Below are 15,397 nucleotides of genomic sequence, written 5' to 3'. Positions count from 1 at the left end.
TCCGCCGTCCGGAGCCGACTGTCATGCCTGCCCCGTGCGCTGCTCGACGAAGTCGACGACCTCGTTCAGCGTCGCGTAGGGGCCGACCTCGGAGGCGGTGAGCCGGATGCCGAACTCACGCCGCACCGCCCGGCTGAGCTCCGCGATGTGCAGCGAGTCCAGCCCGACCTCGTCCAGTAGCACGTCCAGGTCGACCGGCAGGACATCGACGATCTCCTGCTCCAGCAACCACTCCTCCAGGAAGGCCCGAACCGTTCCGGCCGCAGAGGTCTCGGTCATCGCGGTCTCCTCAGCGGGTCACTCCCGCGGCCGGCGTCGAACCGCTCCAGGGCGGCGGCCAGCGAGCCGACGGTCGGTGCCTGGAAGATCAGCGCGATGGAGAGGTCGAGCCCGAGGTCCGCTCCGAGCCGGTTCATCACCTGGGTGGCCAGCAGCGAGTGGCCGCCCAGAGCGAAGAAGTCGTCGGTACGGCGCACCTCTCCGATGCCCAGCACCTCGCGCCAGGCCCGGGCCACGGCTTCCTCCATCGAGGTCCCGATCGCCTCGCCGGCCGGTTCCTCCGCCGCCGGCTCCGGCAGCGCGAACCGGTCGAGCTTCCCGTTCGGGTTCATGGGGAACGTCGGCAGCACCATGACGGCAGCGGGCACCATGTAGGTCGGCAGCAGGCCCTTGGCGAAGTCCCGCAGCACCAGCGGGTCGGGAGCCCGGCCCTCCTTCGGGAGGACGTAGGCGACCAGCCGCTTCCCGCCGGAGTGGTCGGGCCGGACCAGCACCGCGCACCGGGCCACCTGCGGATGGGACTCGACCACCGTCTCGACCTCACCGAGCTCGACCCGGAAACCGCGCAACTTGACCTGATGGTCCTTCCGGCCGACGAAGTCCAGCGCTCCGTCGGCGCGCCAGCGCACGAGGTCGCCGGTACGGTACATCCGCTCGCCCGGCTCGCCGTGGGGGTTGGCGACGAAGCGCTCGCTGCTGAGCGCGGGGCGCCCGACGTAGCCGCGGGCGAGTCCGTCACCGGAGAGGTAGAGGTCTCCCACCACACCCACCGGCACGGGTCGCAGCCACGAGTCGAGAACGTGCAGACGCGTACCCGCGCGGGGCACGCCGATCGGCGGGGCCTGGTCCCCGGACATCGGCCCCGCCCAGGTGGCGATCACCGTCCCCTCGGTGGGTCCGTAGAGGTTCACCATCCGACGGCCGGCCGACCAGTCCCGCAGCAGGGCGCCCGGCACGGCCTCGCCCGCCACCGCCAGGGTCAGCCCGGCCGGCAGCCGGTCCGGCGACAGGGCTGCCAGCGCGGAGGGCGGCATGGTCAGGTGGGTCACCCCGCGCTCCCGGACCAGTGTGCCCAGCGGCTCGCCGAGCAACAGCCGCTCGGGCGGCGCGACGACCAGGCAGCCGCCCTGGAGCAGCGACATGCACAACTCCATCAGGAAGGCGTCGAAGCTGGGCGAGCCGTACTGGAGGACCCTGCTGTTCCGGCCGAGCCCGAAGATGTCCCGGAGTCCGACGACGAAGCGTGCCATGCCGCGGTGCGTGAGCATCACACCCTTGGGCTGCCCGGTCGAGCCGGACGTGAAGAGAACGCAGGCAGGCGCGTCGGGGAGCAGCGGCGAGCGCCGCTCGGCTCCGGTCACCTCGGCCGCCGACAGCTCGTCGACCTCTGCCGCCCCGGCCGCCGGCCCACCGGTCGCGGCCGACGGGTGCGCCGGGCCTGCCGGGTCGAGGACCGTACCGGGGTACCCGAGCGAATCGGCCCAGTCGGCGGCCGCGATCAGGAGTTCTGGCGCGGCATCGGCGAACATCGACCGGATTCGCTGGACCGGGTACTCGATGTCGACCGGCACGTAGGCGGCACCGGTCTTCAGTACGGCGAGAACCGCGATCACCAGCGCGGCCGAGCGGGGCAGCGCCACCGCGACCCGGTCCTCCGGCCCGATCCCGTGGCGGAGCAGCAGGCGGGCCATCCGGTTCGCCCGCTCGTCCACCTCTCGGAAGCTCAGCTCCAGTCCGTCGTCGTCGAGGGCCGGCGCGTCCGGGGTGCGCCGGACCTGCTCGGCCAGGAGGTCCGGGATCGTCCGCTGGACCACGTCCACCGGGTGGCGGTCCCACTGCCCGACGATCAGCTCGCGTTCCCGCTCGGTCAGGACCTCGATCTCGCTGATGCGCCGGTCGGGGCCGTCGGCCATGGCTTCGAGGACCAGCAGGAAGCGCTCCACCAGACGCTCCACGGTCGCCCGGTCGAACAGGTCCGTCGCGAACTCGACGAACCCCTCGACGCCCGAGGCCCGGTGGGCGTCCAGCTCGCGCAGGTTGAAGGTGAGGTCGAACTTGGAGTAGCCGACCGGGATCTCCCGGCCCTGCGCCTCGATGCCCGGAAGCCTCAGCACGAGGTCCGACCGGGGGACGTTGCGCAGCATCAGCAGCACCTGGAACAGCGGCTGCCGGGCGGGCGACCGCGGTGGGTTGATCGTCTCCACCAGCCGGTCGAAGGGGACGTCCTGGTTCTCGAAGGCGCGCAGCGTCGTCTCGCGGACCCGGCGCAGCAACTCGTCCACGCTCGGGTCCCCGGCCGTGTCGACGCGCAGCACCAGGGTGTTGATGAAGAAGCCGATCAGGCTGTCCCAGGTCTCGTCGGTCCGCCCCGCGACACCGGTGGCCACGGGGATGTCCTCCCCGGCGCCCATCCTCGTCAACAACGCGCCCAGGGCTGCTTCGAGGACCATGAACAGCGTCACGCCCCGGCCGGCCGCGAGCTCGGTGAGCCGCCGGTGCAGGTCCGGCCCGATGTCCACCGCGACGGTGTCGCCCCGGTAGGAGGCGACCGCCGGTCGCTGGCGGTCGACCGGCAGGCGGAGCTCTTCCGGCAAGCCCGCCAGTTGGGCGACCCAGTAGGCCGTCTGGCGCGCCAGCTCGGCACTGAAGGGCCCCTGACCGCGGAGGTTGCGTTCCTGTCGAACGGCGTAGTCGGCGTACTGTGCGGTGAGCGGTGCCCAGCCCGGCGGTCGGCCGAGCCGACGGGCCTCGTAGGCGGTTTCGAGGTCCCGGGCGAACGCCGTGAACGACCAACCGTCCCCGGCGATGTGGTGGAGAACCACCAGGAGCACGTGACGGTCCTCACCGACCCGGAAGAGCCACGCCCGGATCGGGATGTCCCTGGTCAGGTCGAACGCCCGCCGCGCGTGCTCCGCCAGCAGGCCGTCGAGATCCTCCTCGGTGGTCCGGAGCACCGGGCAACCCGGCCACGCGGCGTCCGGTTCGAGGATCGCCTGCCGCGCCCCCGACGACGTCTCGGGGAAGACCGTCCGCAGGATCTCGTGCCGCCCGACCACGTCGGCGATCGCCGCGTCCATCGCCCGTGCGTCGAGTGCGCCGTCCAGACGCGCCACGAACGGGATGTTGTAGACGGCCGGCGGAGCACCGCCCGCCTGGTTGAGGAACCAGAGGCGGCGCTGCGGCAGGGCCAGCGGTATCTCGGCGGGCCGCTCGAACTCCGTCGTCCGCTCCGACCGGACGGCACCGCCTTCGATCAGAGCGGCCAGTCGGGCGGCGGTCGGCCGCTCGAAGACATCGCGGACCGTGATCCCCACCGTGTAGTGGCGATTGACCCTGGCCACCAGCTTGATCGCGAAGAGCGAGTTACCCCCGGCCGTGAAGAAGTCGTCGGTCGCCGCGACCTCGTCGATCCCGAGCAGTTCCGCGATGAAGCCGCAGAGGGCCTGCTCGTGCGCGGTCCGCGGGGCGCGACCCGCCGCCGGGGCGACCGGCCGGGCGACCGGCAGGGCGGCTCGGTCGATCTTCCCGTTCGGGGTCTTGGGCAGCGCGCCGAGGACGGTCATGGACTCGGGCACCATGAACGACGGCAGGACCCGCGCCACGAACGCGCGCAGATCACCGACCTCCAGCTCTCCACCGGGCCGGGGCACCAGGTAGGCCGCGAGCTGCTTCTCGCCGGGCACCGCCTCCTGCACCCGGACGAACACCTCGGCGACGTCCGGATGCGCGGCCAGTGCGGCCTGCACCTCTCCCATCTCGACCCGGTAGCCGCGCAGCTTCACCTGGTGGTCCGCGCGGCCCGTGAACTCGATCTGTCCGGCCGCTGTCCACCGCACCAGGTCTCCGGTCCGGTACATGCGCTCGGCCGGCCCGCCGAACGGGCTGGCGACGAAGCGTTCGGCCGTCAGGGCCGGCCGGGAGAGGTAGCCGCGTGCTTGGCAGTCACCGCTGATGTAGAGCTCGCCGACGACGCCGGGCGGCACCGGGCGGAGTCCCTGGTCGAGGACGTAGACGCGGGTGTCCGCGAAAGGGCGCCCGATCGGCACCGGACCGGAAGGGATCTCCTGGCCAGGGGGCAGACGGAAGTCCAGACAACCGCACGTGCACTCGGAGGGGCCGTAGTGGTTGATGATGGCCACGTCGGGGTGCCGATCCCGCCAGGCCTGCAGCAGCTCACCCACGATCGGCTCGCCGGCCACGATGAACTCTTCGCCAGGGGAGCACAGTTCGGGAAGCGTGTCGAGAAGCGCCAGGTGTGTCGGGGTGGCCTTGAGGAATGCGTAACCCCCGGCATCCACCTGTTGCGCGGCGTACTCCTCGACGCTGGAGACGATCAGGTGGCCACCTGCCGCCAGGGCGCCGAACAACGCGGTGAGCGTGATGTCGAACGAGATCGACGAATAGAGCAGAACACCCTTGGCCAGGCTCGGGTAGGCGGTGACCGCTCTGGACACGTAGTTCACGGCGGAGCGGTGTTCGACCGCCACGCCCTTGGGACGCCCGGTGGAGCCGGACGTGTAGATCACGTACGCGAGATTGCCGCGGGTGAGGGTTCCTTCGCGCTCGTGGTCGGCCAGGTCCTCGCCCGACTCGCCCACCAGCTGCGCGCCGGTCTCCTCGTCGTCGAGGACGACCAGTTGCGCCTGCAGGTCGGCGGGCAGCGCGTCGCGGCCCTCGCCGGAGGTGACGATCCAGCGGGCCGCGGAGTCCTGGACGATGTGCGCGATGCGTTCCGCCGGGTACTCGAGGTCGATCGGCAGATAGGCCGCCCCCGCCTTGAGAATTCCCAGAATGGCGACCACCATGTCGACCGACCTGGGGACACCGACACCGACCACCTCGTCGACCGCGACACCGCGACGCACCAGCAGGCGGGCCAACTTATTGGCTTGCTCGTTGAGTTGGCGATAGGTCAGGTGCCTTCGGCCGGCGGTGACGGCCGGCCGGTCAGGTTGTTCGGCTGCTCGGCGTTCGATAAACCGCAGCACGGTGCCGGGCTGTGCCGGCAGCGTCGAGGTGTTCCAGTCGGAATCGGTCAGCCGACATGTCTCCTCGGCGTCAAGCACATCCGTGGCGGCCAAGAGCGAGCTCTGCCCGGGTAGTTCGGCCATCTGACCGATGACCTGCAGCAGCCGCCGGTGGTGAGCTGCCGCGTTCTCGGCCGAGTACCGGTCGGGGTTGGCCTCAAGGTCGATGCGCAGGCCGTCCTCGCCGTGATTGTCGTAGACGTAGACGTTGACATCCTCCACCGGCCCCATCGCCAGCGTCCGGAGCACGGCGACCTGCCCGGAGAAGTCGAGTCCGTAATCAAACGAATTGATGTTCAGATGCCATCCGAAGCCGCTTCCCGGGCCGCGCGTTCCGAGGTCCCGCAGAATGTCCTCGCCTCGGTAGCGTTGGGCCGAGAGCGCGTCCAGCATCTTGCCGGAGACCTGCCGGGTGAATTCTTCGAGGGTGCTCCAGGGAGATATCTCCAAATGTAGCGGAAGCACATTGGAGGCCTGGCACGGGGTTTTCCGCAGGGTGTTTCCCGAACGGCCTGCCGTGGTCATTCCGAAGGAAACGCGGTCGGCCATGAGGATCTTGCTCAGATAGGTCGCCAGCGCCGTCGCCACCATGGCCGGCCAACGAACTCCCAGCTCTCCCGCCCGGCCGGCCATCTTCTCCTGGACGGCCGCGGAAACGGTGCCGGTCACGCGAACAGGGGCGCGCGCCGCAGGCTTCTCACTGCTCGCCGGCGTGACGATGTCGGGTCGCCGCGCGCATTCGGCGAGCCAGTACTCCCGGTCCCCCCGGTACGCTTCCGACTCCTGGTACCGCCGCTCGTCGGCGACGATGTCGCGCACCGCCCCGAAAGTGCCGGGCGGCACTGCCGCCCCCCGGGTCCGGGCGCTGTAGAGCTCAGCGGCCCGCCGACCCACCAGGAAGAACCCGTAACCGTCCAGGAGCAGGTGATGCACCCGGAGGTACCAGAAGCACCTGTCCTCGCCGAGCCGGAGCAGGGCCGTGACAACGAGTGGCGGCTCCCCCAGGTCGAAGGGGGTCGCGGCATCCCGCCGCATCCACGCGAGAGCCTCGCCGAACGGGTCCGCGGAGGCCTCGAAGTCCAGCACCCGAACGTCGATCGGCAGGTCCGGAACGATCTCCTGGAACGGCTCCCCCGCCGCGGACTCGGTGATCTCCGCCCGGAGCACTTCGGCCTCTCCGAGGGCCTGCGAAACGGCGGAAACGAACTCGTCCACCCGGATCGGGCCAGGAATGTCGAAATAACCGCACACATTCAGTATTGCCGTGTCGTCAACAAGTTTGTGCGCCAGCCAGAGCTCGCGCTGAGCATCAGTCAACGGAAGGCCCATGCTCGAAGCGTAGCTCAGCACGGCTACGAACGGAACCCCCGCCAGCGCTATGCGACAGTACTGACGAATGACCGACTACCGGTCGTTTGGCCGGGAGTAGGTGCTATGCCCGATCCACACCGCGATTTACCGCCCCCGCCGCATCCGCCCATTCACCGGGCACGCCCTGATATCCCGGACGGAAGGTCACAATCTACTAATGGACTAGACCATTTGCCACCCCCCCCGGCCGAGCCGCCGGCCGCGGCGGTGCCGATCCGTGGCGGTGCCGATCCGTGGCCGAAGCGACGCCCGCCGGTGAGGCGGCCGTCGGGTGCGGACCCGCCGCAGACCGCCGCGTTCGCTGACGGACGACCTGCGCCTCCCGCCTCCCGCCTTCCGGCGACGGTTCGGCGCCGCTCGAACGCGTCGCCGATCGCACACCTCCCCACGCTTCGGCAGGAGTTGGCAGTCCTGCTGATATCGTCGAACGGGTCGGTTCCGCTGTTGGCAGGCTTGGAGTGGTGATGGTTCTCTCGGTGGTCCGTACGGCACTGGAGGCCGTTTACGAGCGTCGCCTCGCCAGCAAGATCACGGACCTCAAGCGCCCCGGGCACGTCGGTGTCACCATCGACGGAAACCGCCGCTGGGCACGCAACGCGGGTTACGACGACCCGCGCGAGGGCTACCGGGCCGGGGGCGCCAAGGTCGTGGACTTCCTCGGCTGGTGCGCGTCCGCGCAGATCCGGCACGTCACCATCTTCATGCTCAGTGACGACAACCTGAACCGGCCGGCCGAACAGGTCGTGCCGCTGATCGAGGTCATCAGGGAGACCGTCCACAACATCTCGAAGCCCGGCCAGCCCTGGACCGTCGAGATCATCGGCGCACTAAGCCTGCTGCCGCACGAGGTCGCCGTCGATCTCAAGGAGGTCGCCGGACACACCGCCGGACGCGGCACGATGAGCGTGGACGTCGCGATCGGCTACGGCGGTCGGCGCGAGATCGTGGATGCGGTGAGGTCCGCCATCGCCGATCACATCGCGGAGGGCGGCGACCCCGCCGAACTGGCCGACACGTTCAGCGAGCAGCACATCTCCCAGAACCTGTACTCCTCGACCGGATTGGACACCACGGACTTCATCATCCGGACGTCCGGCGAACAACGTCTCTCCGGCTTCATGCTGTGGCAGTCCGCCTACGCCGAGATGCACTTCATCGACTGCTACTGGCCGGCCTTCCGCCGGATCGACTTCCTCCGCGCACTGCGCTCCTTCGGCGGTCGTCAGCGTCGCTTCGGCCGCTGACGCCGCTGCCACCCGCCCAGCGGAAGTACCACCGGGACGACCTTCGGAAGCTCCCGGGCCGCCCCCCGCCGGTTGCCGCGAGGGCTACCGCTGGTGGGCGCACCCCTTCCAGTCGACGAGCGCGGAACCCCAGGTGATCCCCGCTCCCACCGCGGTCATCGCCACCCTGGTCCCGGGAACGAGACGACCGTCCCGCTGGGCCAGGTCGAGCGCCAACGGGATCGACGACGACGAGGTGTTGCCGAGCCGGGCGATCGTCGACACCACCCGCTCTGCGGGGAACCGCAGGTCGCGGGCCACGGCGCGGATGATGCGGGCGTTGGCCTGGTGCGGCACGAACAGGTCGACGTCCGCCACGTCGAGGCCGCGCTCGGCGCAGACCTCACGCGTCCCGCCGACCATGAGCTCGATGGCGCTCTCGTACACGGCGGCCCCGTCCATCCGGATGGCGCGGTCGCCCGGATCGACGTACAGGGCGTCACCGAGGCTGCCGTCCGAGCCCACCTTCAGGACGGGGGCGCACTCACGCCGGTCGCAGTCCGGGGAGCCGGTCACCACGACGGCTCCCGCGCCGTCGCCGAAGAGCGGGGCGGTCGCACGGTCCGTCTTGTCGATGATCCGTGACACCGCGTCCGCCGCGCAGACCAGCACACAGCGGTAGCGCCCGGACTCCACGGCCGCGAAGGCGTGGTCCAGGGCGTACAGGAAGCCGACGCACGCGGCGTTGAGGTCGACCGCGCCCGCGCGCGCCGTTCCGGCCCCGGCCGCCAACTGCGAGGCCAGCGAAGGGGACGGGCGGTCGGCGGTGATCGTCGCGGCGAGCACCAGATCCACCTCCGCCCCGGTGCGACCGGCGTCGTCCAGCGCGTTCGAGCACGCCTCGAGCGCCAGGTCGTACAGCGGCTCGCCGTCCGACAGCCAGCGCCGCTCCCCGATGCCCGTGAGCTGGACAATCCAGTCGGCCGGCATGCCGAGCGGCTCGAACTGGGCATTCTCGACCGTTCGCCGAGGAAGAGCCGCCCCGACTCCGGTGATTACCGCTCGCATGGGATACGTCACTCCACCTTTGCCGGAACCGGGGCCGCACTGCCGCCCACCGACCTCGTACAACACGACTTCCACACGGAGCCGAACCCGCTCCGGACTGTCAATAGGTGTACCGCGCTCATTGAACACACGACGCATCCGGAACCGTATCACCGCACCGACCGATCCGCCATGCCACACTTGGTGCATTTCCACCATAAGGGCACAAGAGAGAACATCTGTACCGCAATGAACCAGGGGTCTACCTAATCGTGACGCCGTTAGTTAGCCTGTGAACACCTTCCGGTTTCCGGACGGTCGGTCCACCGAGGACCGGTTGCCCGGACACCGGACGGCCGCGGAATTAGGGGAGGCCTCATGCTGGACCGCGTCACACCTGAAGCGCTGCGTCTTGAACTGGCGGACGATCTCGCCGCGATCCTCTACTGCGAACCGGCAGAGGTGGACGGCGACACACCCTTTCTCGAACTCGGTCTCGACTCGATACTCGGACTCGAGTTCCTCACGATCATCAACGGCCGGTATCAGCTCGAAGAGACCATCGACACCATTTACGAGAACCCGACACTGAATCGGCTCGTGGACCATCTGACCGGGCTCGGGGAGCCCGCGCCCGCGGAGCGGGGATGAGTCCGGCCGCGCTCGGCCGGGCCGCGGACCTCGCCGGCACGCAGCCCCTGACGCGGCGGGTGACCGTCACGCCGGCCATGTGCAGCGCCGGTTCGCTGATTTTCGCGAAGATGGGCGACTGGACGTGGGAGGCCGTCGACGCCGCCTGCGGGACGAACGTCTACCGGGCGCGCACCGCCGACGGACTTCCCGCCTACCTCTCGTTCTACTATTTCAGGGTCCGCGCCGGCCAAGATTTCCACCCCTACCATCTCACCTTCGGCGACGAAATCGACGTGACGTCGCAGGTGTTCGACCTGGGCAGCCAGTCGGTGTTCACCGTGCACCGTATTTCCCGGGCCGGCGAACTGGCCGACCCGGCCGTCCTGGACCCGGTCGAGGCATTCGATCGCCCCCGGCCCGGATGCATCTACGTCGAGAATTTCAACCGGTGGATATCCAGAGGCGTGCAGAACTCGAACAAGGGCCTCGTGGACGCTTCGCCGGCCGATTTCCGGCACAGCCATCTGCCGAAACTCCCGGACACCCATTCACCTCGGCTCACCGCCCGCAGGGCCCGGGAGGACCGGAGCTTCTCCCCCACCGGACCGGCGGGTTTCACCCCGGCGGGCCCGGACTTCACCATGACCTACCACCTGGACGTCGCGAGGGATCTCAACGGCGTCGGACTGGTCTACTTCGCCTCCTATTTCTCGATGGCCGACATCGCCCTCTCGCGGGCCTGGCGGGCGATCGGCCGATCCGACCGGCAGTTCCTCGGCCGGGCCGTCCTCGACCACCGACTCGGCTTCTTCGGAAACGCCGACCCCGACTCCGTCCTCACGATCACCGTGCTCATCCGGCAGGACGGGAAGCGGCCGGGCCACGAGTTCGCGGACATCGTCATCACGGAGCGGGACAGCGGACAGACGCTGGCCGTCGCGGGAATCCGGACGCTACTGAACGATGCTGACCCACTCGGGACGGAGCCGACTCCATGACCGTACGCGATGCCATCCTCAACGCGATCACCGACGTCCTGCCCGGGGTCTCGGCCGATGAGGTCGTCGACGAGGCGAGCCTCGCGGACCTGGGCGCGGACTCGGTGGACCGCGTGGAGATCATCACCCTCGTCCAGGAGTCGGTCGGGTCCCGGCGCCCCCTCTCCGAGTTCGCCGCGATCCCCAACATCGGCGCACTGGCCGCCTTTCTGAACGAGGTCGGCGCATCATGAGTGCGCGAGCGGTCGGCATCGAAGCGCTCGGCGCCTATTGCGGAGTGGCCCGGATCCCGGTCCACGAGATGTTCCGGGGCCGGGGCCTCGACGAGACGCGCCTCGGTAATCTGATGATGCGTCAACGCTCGGTCCAGCTGCCGTGGGAGGACCCGGTGACGAACGCGGTGAACGCCGCGCGTCCCGTGCTGGACCGGCTCCCCCCGTCCGAGCGGGACTCCGTCGGACTGCTCATCGTCTCGACGGAGTCCGGACTCGACTACAGCAAGTCCCTCGCCACCTACGTGCACAAGCACCTCGGCCTCTCCGCGCACTGCCGGGTCCTGGAGGTCAAGCAGGCCTGCTACGGCGCGACCGGGGCGCTGCAGCTCGCCGCGGGCTACCTGGCAGCCGGCCTGGACCCCGGCATGAGGGCCCTGGTCATCGGCACCGACGTCAACCCCATGGACGAGCGCGCCAAGTACGCGGAGCCGACCACCGGTCACGGTGCGGTCGCCCTGCTGGTCGGCGAGCGGCCGGACGTGCTCGCGCTGGACCGCGGGGCCTACGGCGCGTACGGCTTCGAGGTGCTGGACACCGCCAGGCCGACGGCCGACTTCGACCTCTACAACCCGGACCTGTCGCTGCTGAGCTACCTCGAATGCCTCTCCGAGGCGTTCAAGGCCTATGCCCGGCGGGTGGGCGACGGGGTGGACTTCGTCGGCTCCTTCGACCGCCTCGCGATGCACTCGCCCTTCGCGGGCATGGTGCGGGGGGCGCACCGGAGGATGATGCGCCAGTTCGCGCCCCGTCCGCCGAAGGAGATCGAGGCGGACTTCGAACAGCGGGTCGCCCCTTCGCTCAGCCACGTCCAGGACGTGGGCAACCTGTGCTCCGCGTCGCTCTACCTCGCCCTCGCGGGCCTGGCGGCGGGCGCCGACGAGGACGAGGCCGGGGCGGGCACGACCCGGGTGGGGCTCTTCTCCTACGGATCGGGGTGCTGCTCGGAGTTCTTCAGCGGCGTCATGGGGCCGCGGGCTCGCGCACGGATCGCCGAGGCGGACATCACCGGTTCCCTGGAACGGCGGCGCGCGCTGTCGTTCGAGGAGTACGCGAGCCTGGTACCGGTCAACCGCGAGAGCCTGACGGCCCGGCGCAACCACCGCGTCGACTTCTCCGGCTGGGACCGCACGATGCCCGCCGCACGTCCCGACCGACCGACGCTCGTCCTCACCGGGGTGGAGGAATACCATCGTGCGTACGAATGGCGCTAGGGCGCGTCCCGTGGACCAGCCCGGGGCCGCGGCGTGAGGGCCGACGACGCCGGCCTGAGGGTCGACGACGGTCGGCTCCCCGTGGTCCGGCTGACCTTGGCCTTCGCACCGCGGCGCAACCGCCTCGATCCGGACAGCGTACGGGCGATCGTGGCCGCGCTGGACGCGGCCGAGCGGACCCCCGGGGCATCCGTGCTGGTCATCGACGCCCAGGGGGACGACTTCTGCTCCGGCATGGACCTGGACCCGGTGCGGGAGGACTGGCAGCGGCTGGTCGAGGACATCCACGAACTCCTCTCCCGGATCCGCCGCTCGCCCCTGGTCACCGTGGCGGTGGTGCGGGGGGCTGCCACCGGCGGCGGCGTGGGCCTTGCCGCGGCGTGCGACCTCGTCCTGGCCGGGCCTGCCGCCGAGTTCCGGATGACGGAGGTCCTGCTCGGGCTCGTCCCCGCGATGATCCTGCCACTGGTCGCCGCCCGGGTCGGCCGGCGCAAGGCCCTCGCCCTGGCCCTGCTGGCGCAGCCCGTGCCGGGCCCCGAGGCGGCGCGGACCGGTCTGGCCGACGTGTGCGGCGACGACCCGGAGCGCGAACTCGCCCTGGTGCTGCGACGCCTGCGCGGCACGGATGCCGCCGCCGTCCGCTCGCTCAAGAGGTACGCGCTCGCCCTGGCCGAGCACGAGGAGCCGCGCGCGGACCTGGCCTGGGCGGTGCTCGAAGAACGGCTGTCGAACCCCGGGACGCGCGAGAGGCTGGCATGGCTGCGGACAGCGAGGCCGACGACGTGATCGGCCGGACGGTGGACCCGCGCGTCCGCGTGGTCCGGGACGGGGTGGTCACCCGCATCAGCATGCGGGACGAGGCCCGACGCAACCAGTTGGACGGAGCGGGCTGCACCGCGCTCGCGGACGCCTTCGTCACCGCCGCCGACGACCCGGACGCCCGCGTGGTCCTCCTTGAGGGCGGGCCGGACTTCTTCTGCGCCGGCGCGGCACCCGAGCTGATGCTCGCGGACGGGCACGACCGGGCGGCCCGGTGGGCCCGCCTCGTCCTCGCGGTCCTGGACTGCCCGTTGCCGACCGTGGCCGCGGTCCGGGGGAGCGCGCTCGGCGGGGGCCTGGTGCTCGCCCTGAGCTGCGACGTGCGCGTGCTGGGCGCGACCTCGCGCTATGCCGCCAACTTCCTGGTGCACGGGTTCACACCGATCGGCGGCTCCCTGGTCCCCACCGTGATGGGCACCGCCCTCGGGACCGAGATGCTCCTCACGGGACGCACGTACCGCGGGCACGAGCTCGCGGAGCGCGGGGCCGGGGTCCTGGTCGTTCCGGGCGAGGAGGTCGACCGGGAGACGGGCCGCACCGTGGCGCGCATCGCCCAGGCGCCCCGCCGGAGCCTGGAACTGATGAAGCAACAGCTCGCGGCCGGCACACGGACGCAGGTGAGGTCGGCCCTCACCGCGGAGACCGCGGCGCATCTGGAGTCAAGTCTGAGCGCTGAGGCGCTGCGCAGGATCGGCCTCCTGCACGGCTCGCCCCGCGCGGGGAGCGAGGATTGATGGACGCTGGGACACAAGTGGCGACCGCCACGGCCGACGAGGCCGTCGGGACCCCCGGAGGCTTCGAGCCGATCGCGGTGATCGGCCTGTCCTGCACGGCCTCGGGCGTCGAGTCGCCGGCCGAGTTGTGGGAGACCGCGGTGACGGGCCGGCGCTCGTTCACCGACGTCGCGGACGACTGGTGGCCCGGTGCGCGGGTCGGCCGGCCCGGGCTCGCCAGGGCCTCGGTCAGGCCGGAGGCCCTGGAGTTCGACGCTCGCCTGTTCGGCATCAGCCCGCGCATGGCGGTGTGGATGGATCCGCAGCACCGGGTCGCCCTCGAACTCGTCTGGCAGGCGCTGGAGGACGCGGGCCTGGATCCGGAGCGCACCCGCGCGGCGGACGTGGCGGTGTTCGCGGGCGGCTTCGTCTCCGACTACCGGGACCGGATGGTCGCGCAGGAGGCGGCGGACGCGGCCGCCTTCCCGGGCACGCTCATGGCCTTCTCGGCGAACCGGATCTCCTACCAGTTCGACTGGACCGGGCCGAGCATGCTGGTGGACACCGCCTGCTCGTCGAGCCTGACCGCGGTGGACCTCGCCGTACGAGGGCTCGTTGCGGGCGAGTACTCGATGGCGGTGGTGGTCGCCGCCAGCGTGACCAGCCCCGGCTTCTACGCCGACAACGCCGAGCGGGCCAGGGCGCTGTCCGCCTCCGGGGAGTGCGTGCCCTTCAGCTCAGGGCGGGACGGCTACGTGCGGGGCGACGGCGGCGCGTGCGTGCTCCTCAAGCCGTTGCGCGCGGCGCTGGCCGACGGCGACCCGGTGCACGCCGTGATCCGGGCCACCGGCAGCGGGCACAGCGGGCGGGCGGGCGGGCTGACCGGTCCGGACAGCTCCTCGATCGCGCGGTTGATGCTCCGGGTGGCGGCGGCCGCCGACCGCGGGGTGGAGGAGATCGGCCTGGTGGAGGCGCACGGTTCGGGCACCCAGGCGGGCGACCTCGCCGAGGTCTCGGCGATCGTCGAAACGCTGGAGCGGTCGCTCGGAGCGGTCGACGGCGGTGCCCCGCGGGGTCCCCGCACCTGGGTCGGCTCGATCAAGGCCAACATCGGCCACCTGGAGGGCGCCGCCGGGCTCATCGGCCTGGTGAAGGCGGTACTCGCGGTCGAGGCGGGACTGGTGCCGCGCGTCGCCGGCCTGGACGTGGCCGATCCCCGGCTGCCCACGGCCGGCGGCCGGGTCGGGGTCCCGGTGCGGAACGAGCCGTGGCCGACCGGGAAGCGCCGGCTGGCCGCCGTGAACAGCTTCGGGCTGGGCGGAGCGATGTCCAGCGTCCTGGTCGAGCAGGCGGCCCGAGCCGCCGCGAACGACACGCCGGTTCCGGACGTCGGGCGGGTGGTGCCGCTGTCCGCCCGGAACGAGGACGCGCTGCGGGAGCTCACCGGCCGTCTGCTCCGGCACCTGGAACGGGAACCCGGGACCGGCCTCGCAGGAATCGCGTGGACCCTGCAGTCCGGCCGGAGGAGCTGGCCGGTCCGGCGCGTGCTCGTCGCCGCGGACCTCGCGGAGCTGCGCCGGGAACTGGCCCGGCCCGCGGACGGCGACGCGCGGCCGCCCGCGGACGGGCCGCTGGACGCGGCCGTGCGGAAGGCGGTCGAGTCCTGGCTCGCCGGGGAGCCGGTGGAGTGGCGGGACCTGTGGGGCACACAGGCGCCGCCGAGGCGGGTCAACCTGCCCGGTGCCCCGCTCGAACGCAAGCCCTACGACTTCGGCCGCCGCAGGACGTGATCCGCGGCGCC

The 15,397-nt window shown here is 71.1% G+C and carries 11 protein-coding genes; 8 read left to right on the top strand and 3 right to left on the bottom strand.

The window, feature by feature from the left end; all coding sequences use genetic code 11:
* Positions 1 to 21: 21 nt before the first annotated feature.
* Positions 22 to 279 (bottom strand): acyl carrier protein, encoded by a 258-nt coding sequence (locus AC067J_RS27035; protein ID WP_478303391.1) that lies wholly within the window; start codon positions 277 to 279, stop codon positions 22 to 24.
* Entirely contained in the window at positions 276 to 6,635 is a 6,360-nt protein-coding gene (locus AC067J_RS27030; RefSeq protein WP_478303389.1) for an amino acid adenylation domain-containing protein, read from the bottom strand. Before AC067J_RS27030 ends, AC067J_RS27035 begins: the two co-directional genes overlap by 4 nt.
* Positions 6,636 to 7,141: 506 nt before the next feature.
* On the opposite strand from AC067J_RS27030, the gene AC067J_RS27025 reads away from it, so the two are divergent.
* On the top strand, positions 7,142 to 7,921 hold the full coding sequence (locus AC067J_RS27025) for an isoprenyl transferase (protein ID WP_478303506.1): 780 nt from the start codon (positions 7,142 to 7,144) through the stop codon (positions 7,919 to 7,921).
* 84 nt (positions 7,922 to 8,005) lie between these two features.
* Here the strand turns inward: AC067J_RS27025 and AC067J_RS27020 are convergent, their stop codons facing one another.
* Positions 8,006 to 8,968, bottom strand: a complete 963-nt coding sequence (locus AC067J_RS27020) for a 3-oxoacyl-ACP synthase III family protein (protein WP_478303387.1) — start codon at positions 8,966 to 8,968, stop codon at positions 8,006 to 8,008.
* A 357-nt stretch (positions 8,969 to 9,325) separates the two neighbouring features.
* Here AC067J_RS27020 and AC067J_RS27015 point away from each other — a divergent pair, with 357 nt between their 5' ends.
* Genes AC067J_RS27015 through AC067J_RS26985 form a run of 7 tightly spaced genes read left to right on the top strand, consistent with a single transcriptional unit; the run spans position 9,326 to position 15,386 of the window.
* On the top strand, positions 9,326 to 9,598 hold the full coding sequence (locus AC067J_RS27015) for an acyl carrier protein (protein ID WP_478303385.1): 273 nt from the start codon (positions 9,326 to 9,328) through the stop codon (positions 9,596 to 9,598).
* Positions 9,595 to 10,578 (top strand): LnmK family bifunctional acyltransferase/decarboxylase, encoded by a 984-nt coding sequence (locus AC067J_RS27010; RefSeq protein WP_478303383.1) that lies wholly within the window; start codon positions 9,595 to 9,597, stop codon positions 10,576 to 10,578. Before AC067J_RS27015 ends, AC067J_RS27010 begins: the two co-directional genes overlap by 4 nt.
* The gene (locus AC067J_RS27005; protein ID WP_478303381.1) at positions 10,575 to 10,811 is read left to right on the top strand and encodes a phosphopantetheine-binding protein; all 237 of its coding nucleotides are present in this window, start codon (positions 10,575 to 10,577) and stop codon (positions 10,809 to 10,811) included. The genes AC067J_RS27010 and AC067J_RS27005 overlap by 4 nt, the downstream gene beginning before the upstream one ends.
* Positions 10,808 to 12,064, top strand: coding sequence for a hydroxymethylglutaryl-CoA synthase family protein (locus AC067J_RS27000; RefSeq protein WP_478303379.1), 1,257 nt, complete (start codon positions 10,808 to 10,810; stop codon positions 12,062 to 12,064). The genes AC067J_RS27005 and AC067J_RS27000 overlap by 4 nt, the downstream gene beginning before the upstream one ends.
* Positions 12,065 to 12,097: 33 nt before the next feature.
* A complete protein-coding gene (locus AC067J_RS26995) occupies positions 12,098 to 12,850 on the top strand; it encodes an enoyl-CoA hydratase/isomerase family protein (protein ID WP_478303377.1) in 753 nt (250 codons plus the stop codon).
* Positions 12,820 to 13,617, top strand: a complete 798-nt coding sequence (locus AC067J_RS26990) for an enoyl-CoA hydratase-related protein (protein WP_478303375.1) — start codon at positions 12,820 to 12,822, stop codon at positions 13,615 to 13,617. The genes AC067J_RS26995 and AC067J_RS26990 overlap by 31 nt, the downstream gene beginning before the upstream one ends.
* A gap of 17 nt (positions 13,618 to 13,634) precedes the next feature.
* Positions 13,635 to 15,386, top strand: coding sequence for a polyketide synthase (locus AC067J_RS26985; RefSeq protein WP_478303373.1), 1,752 nt, complete (start codon positions 13,635 to 13,637; stop codon positions 15,384 to 15,386).
* Positions 15,387 to 15,397 lie beyond the last annotated feature (11 nt).

This window comes from Kitasatospora sp. NPDC042419 (assembly GCF_056437345.1).
Note: the sequence above shows the minus strand (reverse complement) of the source record. Positions and strands in the feature narration are given on the sequence as shown.

Excerpts from the sequence above, each read along its gene's own strand:
- AC067J_RS27035 (WP_478303391.1), bottom strand. The coding sequence starts at position 279 with ATGACCGAGACCTCTGCGGCCGGAACGGTTCGGGCCTTCCTGGAGGAG.
- AC067J_RS27030 (WP_478303389.1), bottom strand. The coding sequence starts at position 6,635 with ATGGGCCTTCCGTTGACTGATGCTCAGCGCGAGCTCTGGCTGGCGCAC.
- AC067J_RS27025 (WP_478303506.1), top strand. The coding sequence starts at position 7,142 with ATGGTTCTCTCGGTGGTCCGTACGGCACTGGAGGCCGTTTACGAGCGT.
- AC067J_RS27020 (WP_478303387.1), bottom strand. The coding sequence starts at position 8,968 with ATGCGAGCGGTAATCACCGGAGTCGGGGCGGCTCTTCCTCGGCGAACG.
- AC067J_RS27015 (WP_478303385.1), top strand. The coding sequence starts at position 9,326 with ATGCTGGACCGCGTCACACCTGAAGCGCTGCGTCTTGAACTGGCGGAC.
- AC067J_RS27010 (WP_478303383.1), top strand. The coding sequence starts at position 9,595 with ATGAGTCCGGCCGCGCTCGGCCGGGCCGCGGACCTCGCCGGCACGCAG.
- AC067J_RS27005 (WP_478303381.1), top strand. The coding sequence starts at position 10,575 with ATGACCGTACGCGATGCCATCCTCAACGCGATCACCGACGTCCTGCCC.
- AC067J_RS27000 (WP_478303379.1), top strand. The coding sequence starts at position 10,808 with ATGAGTGCGCGAGCGGTCGGCATCGAAGCGCTCGGCGCCTATTGCGGA.
- AC067J_RS26990 (WP_478303375.1), top strand. The coding sequence starts at position 12,820 with ATGGCTGCGGACAGCGAGGCCGACGACGTGATCGGCCGGACGGTGGAC.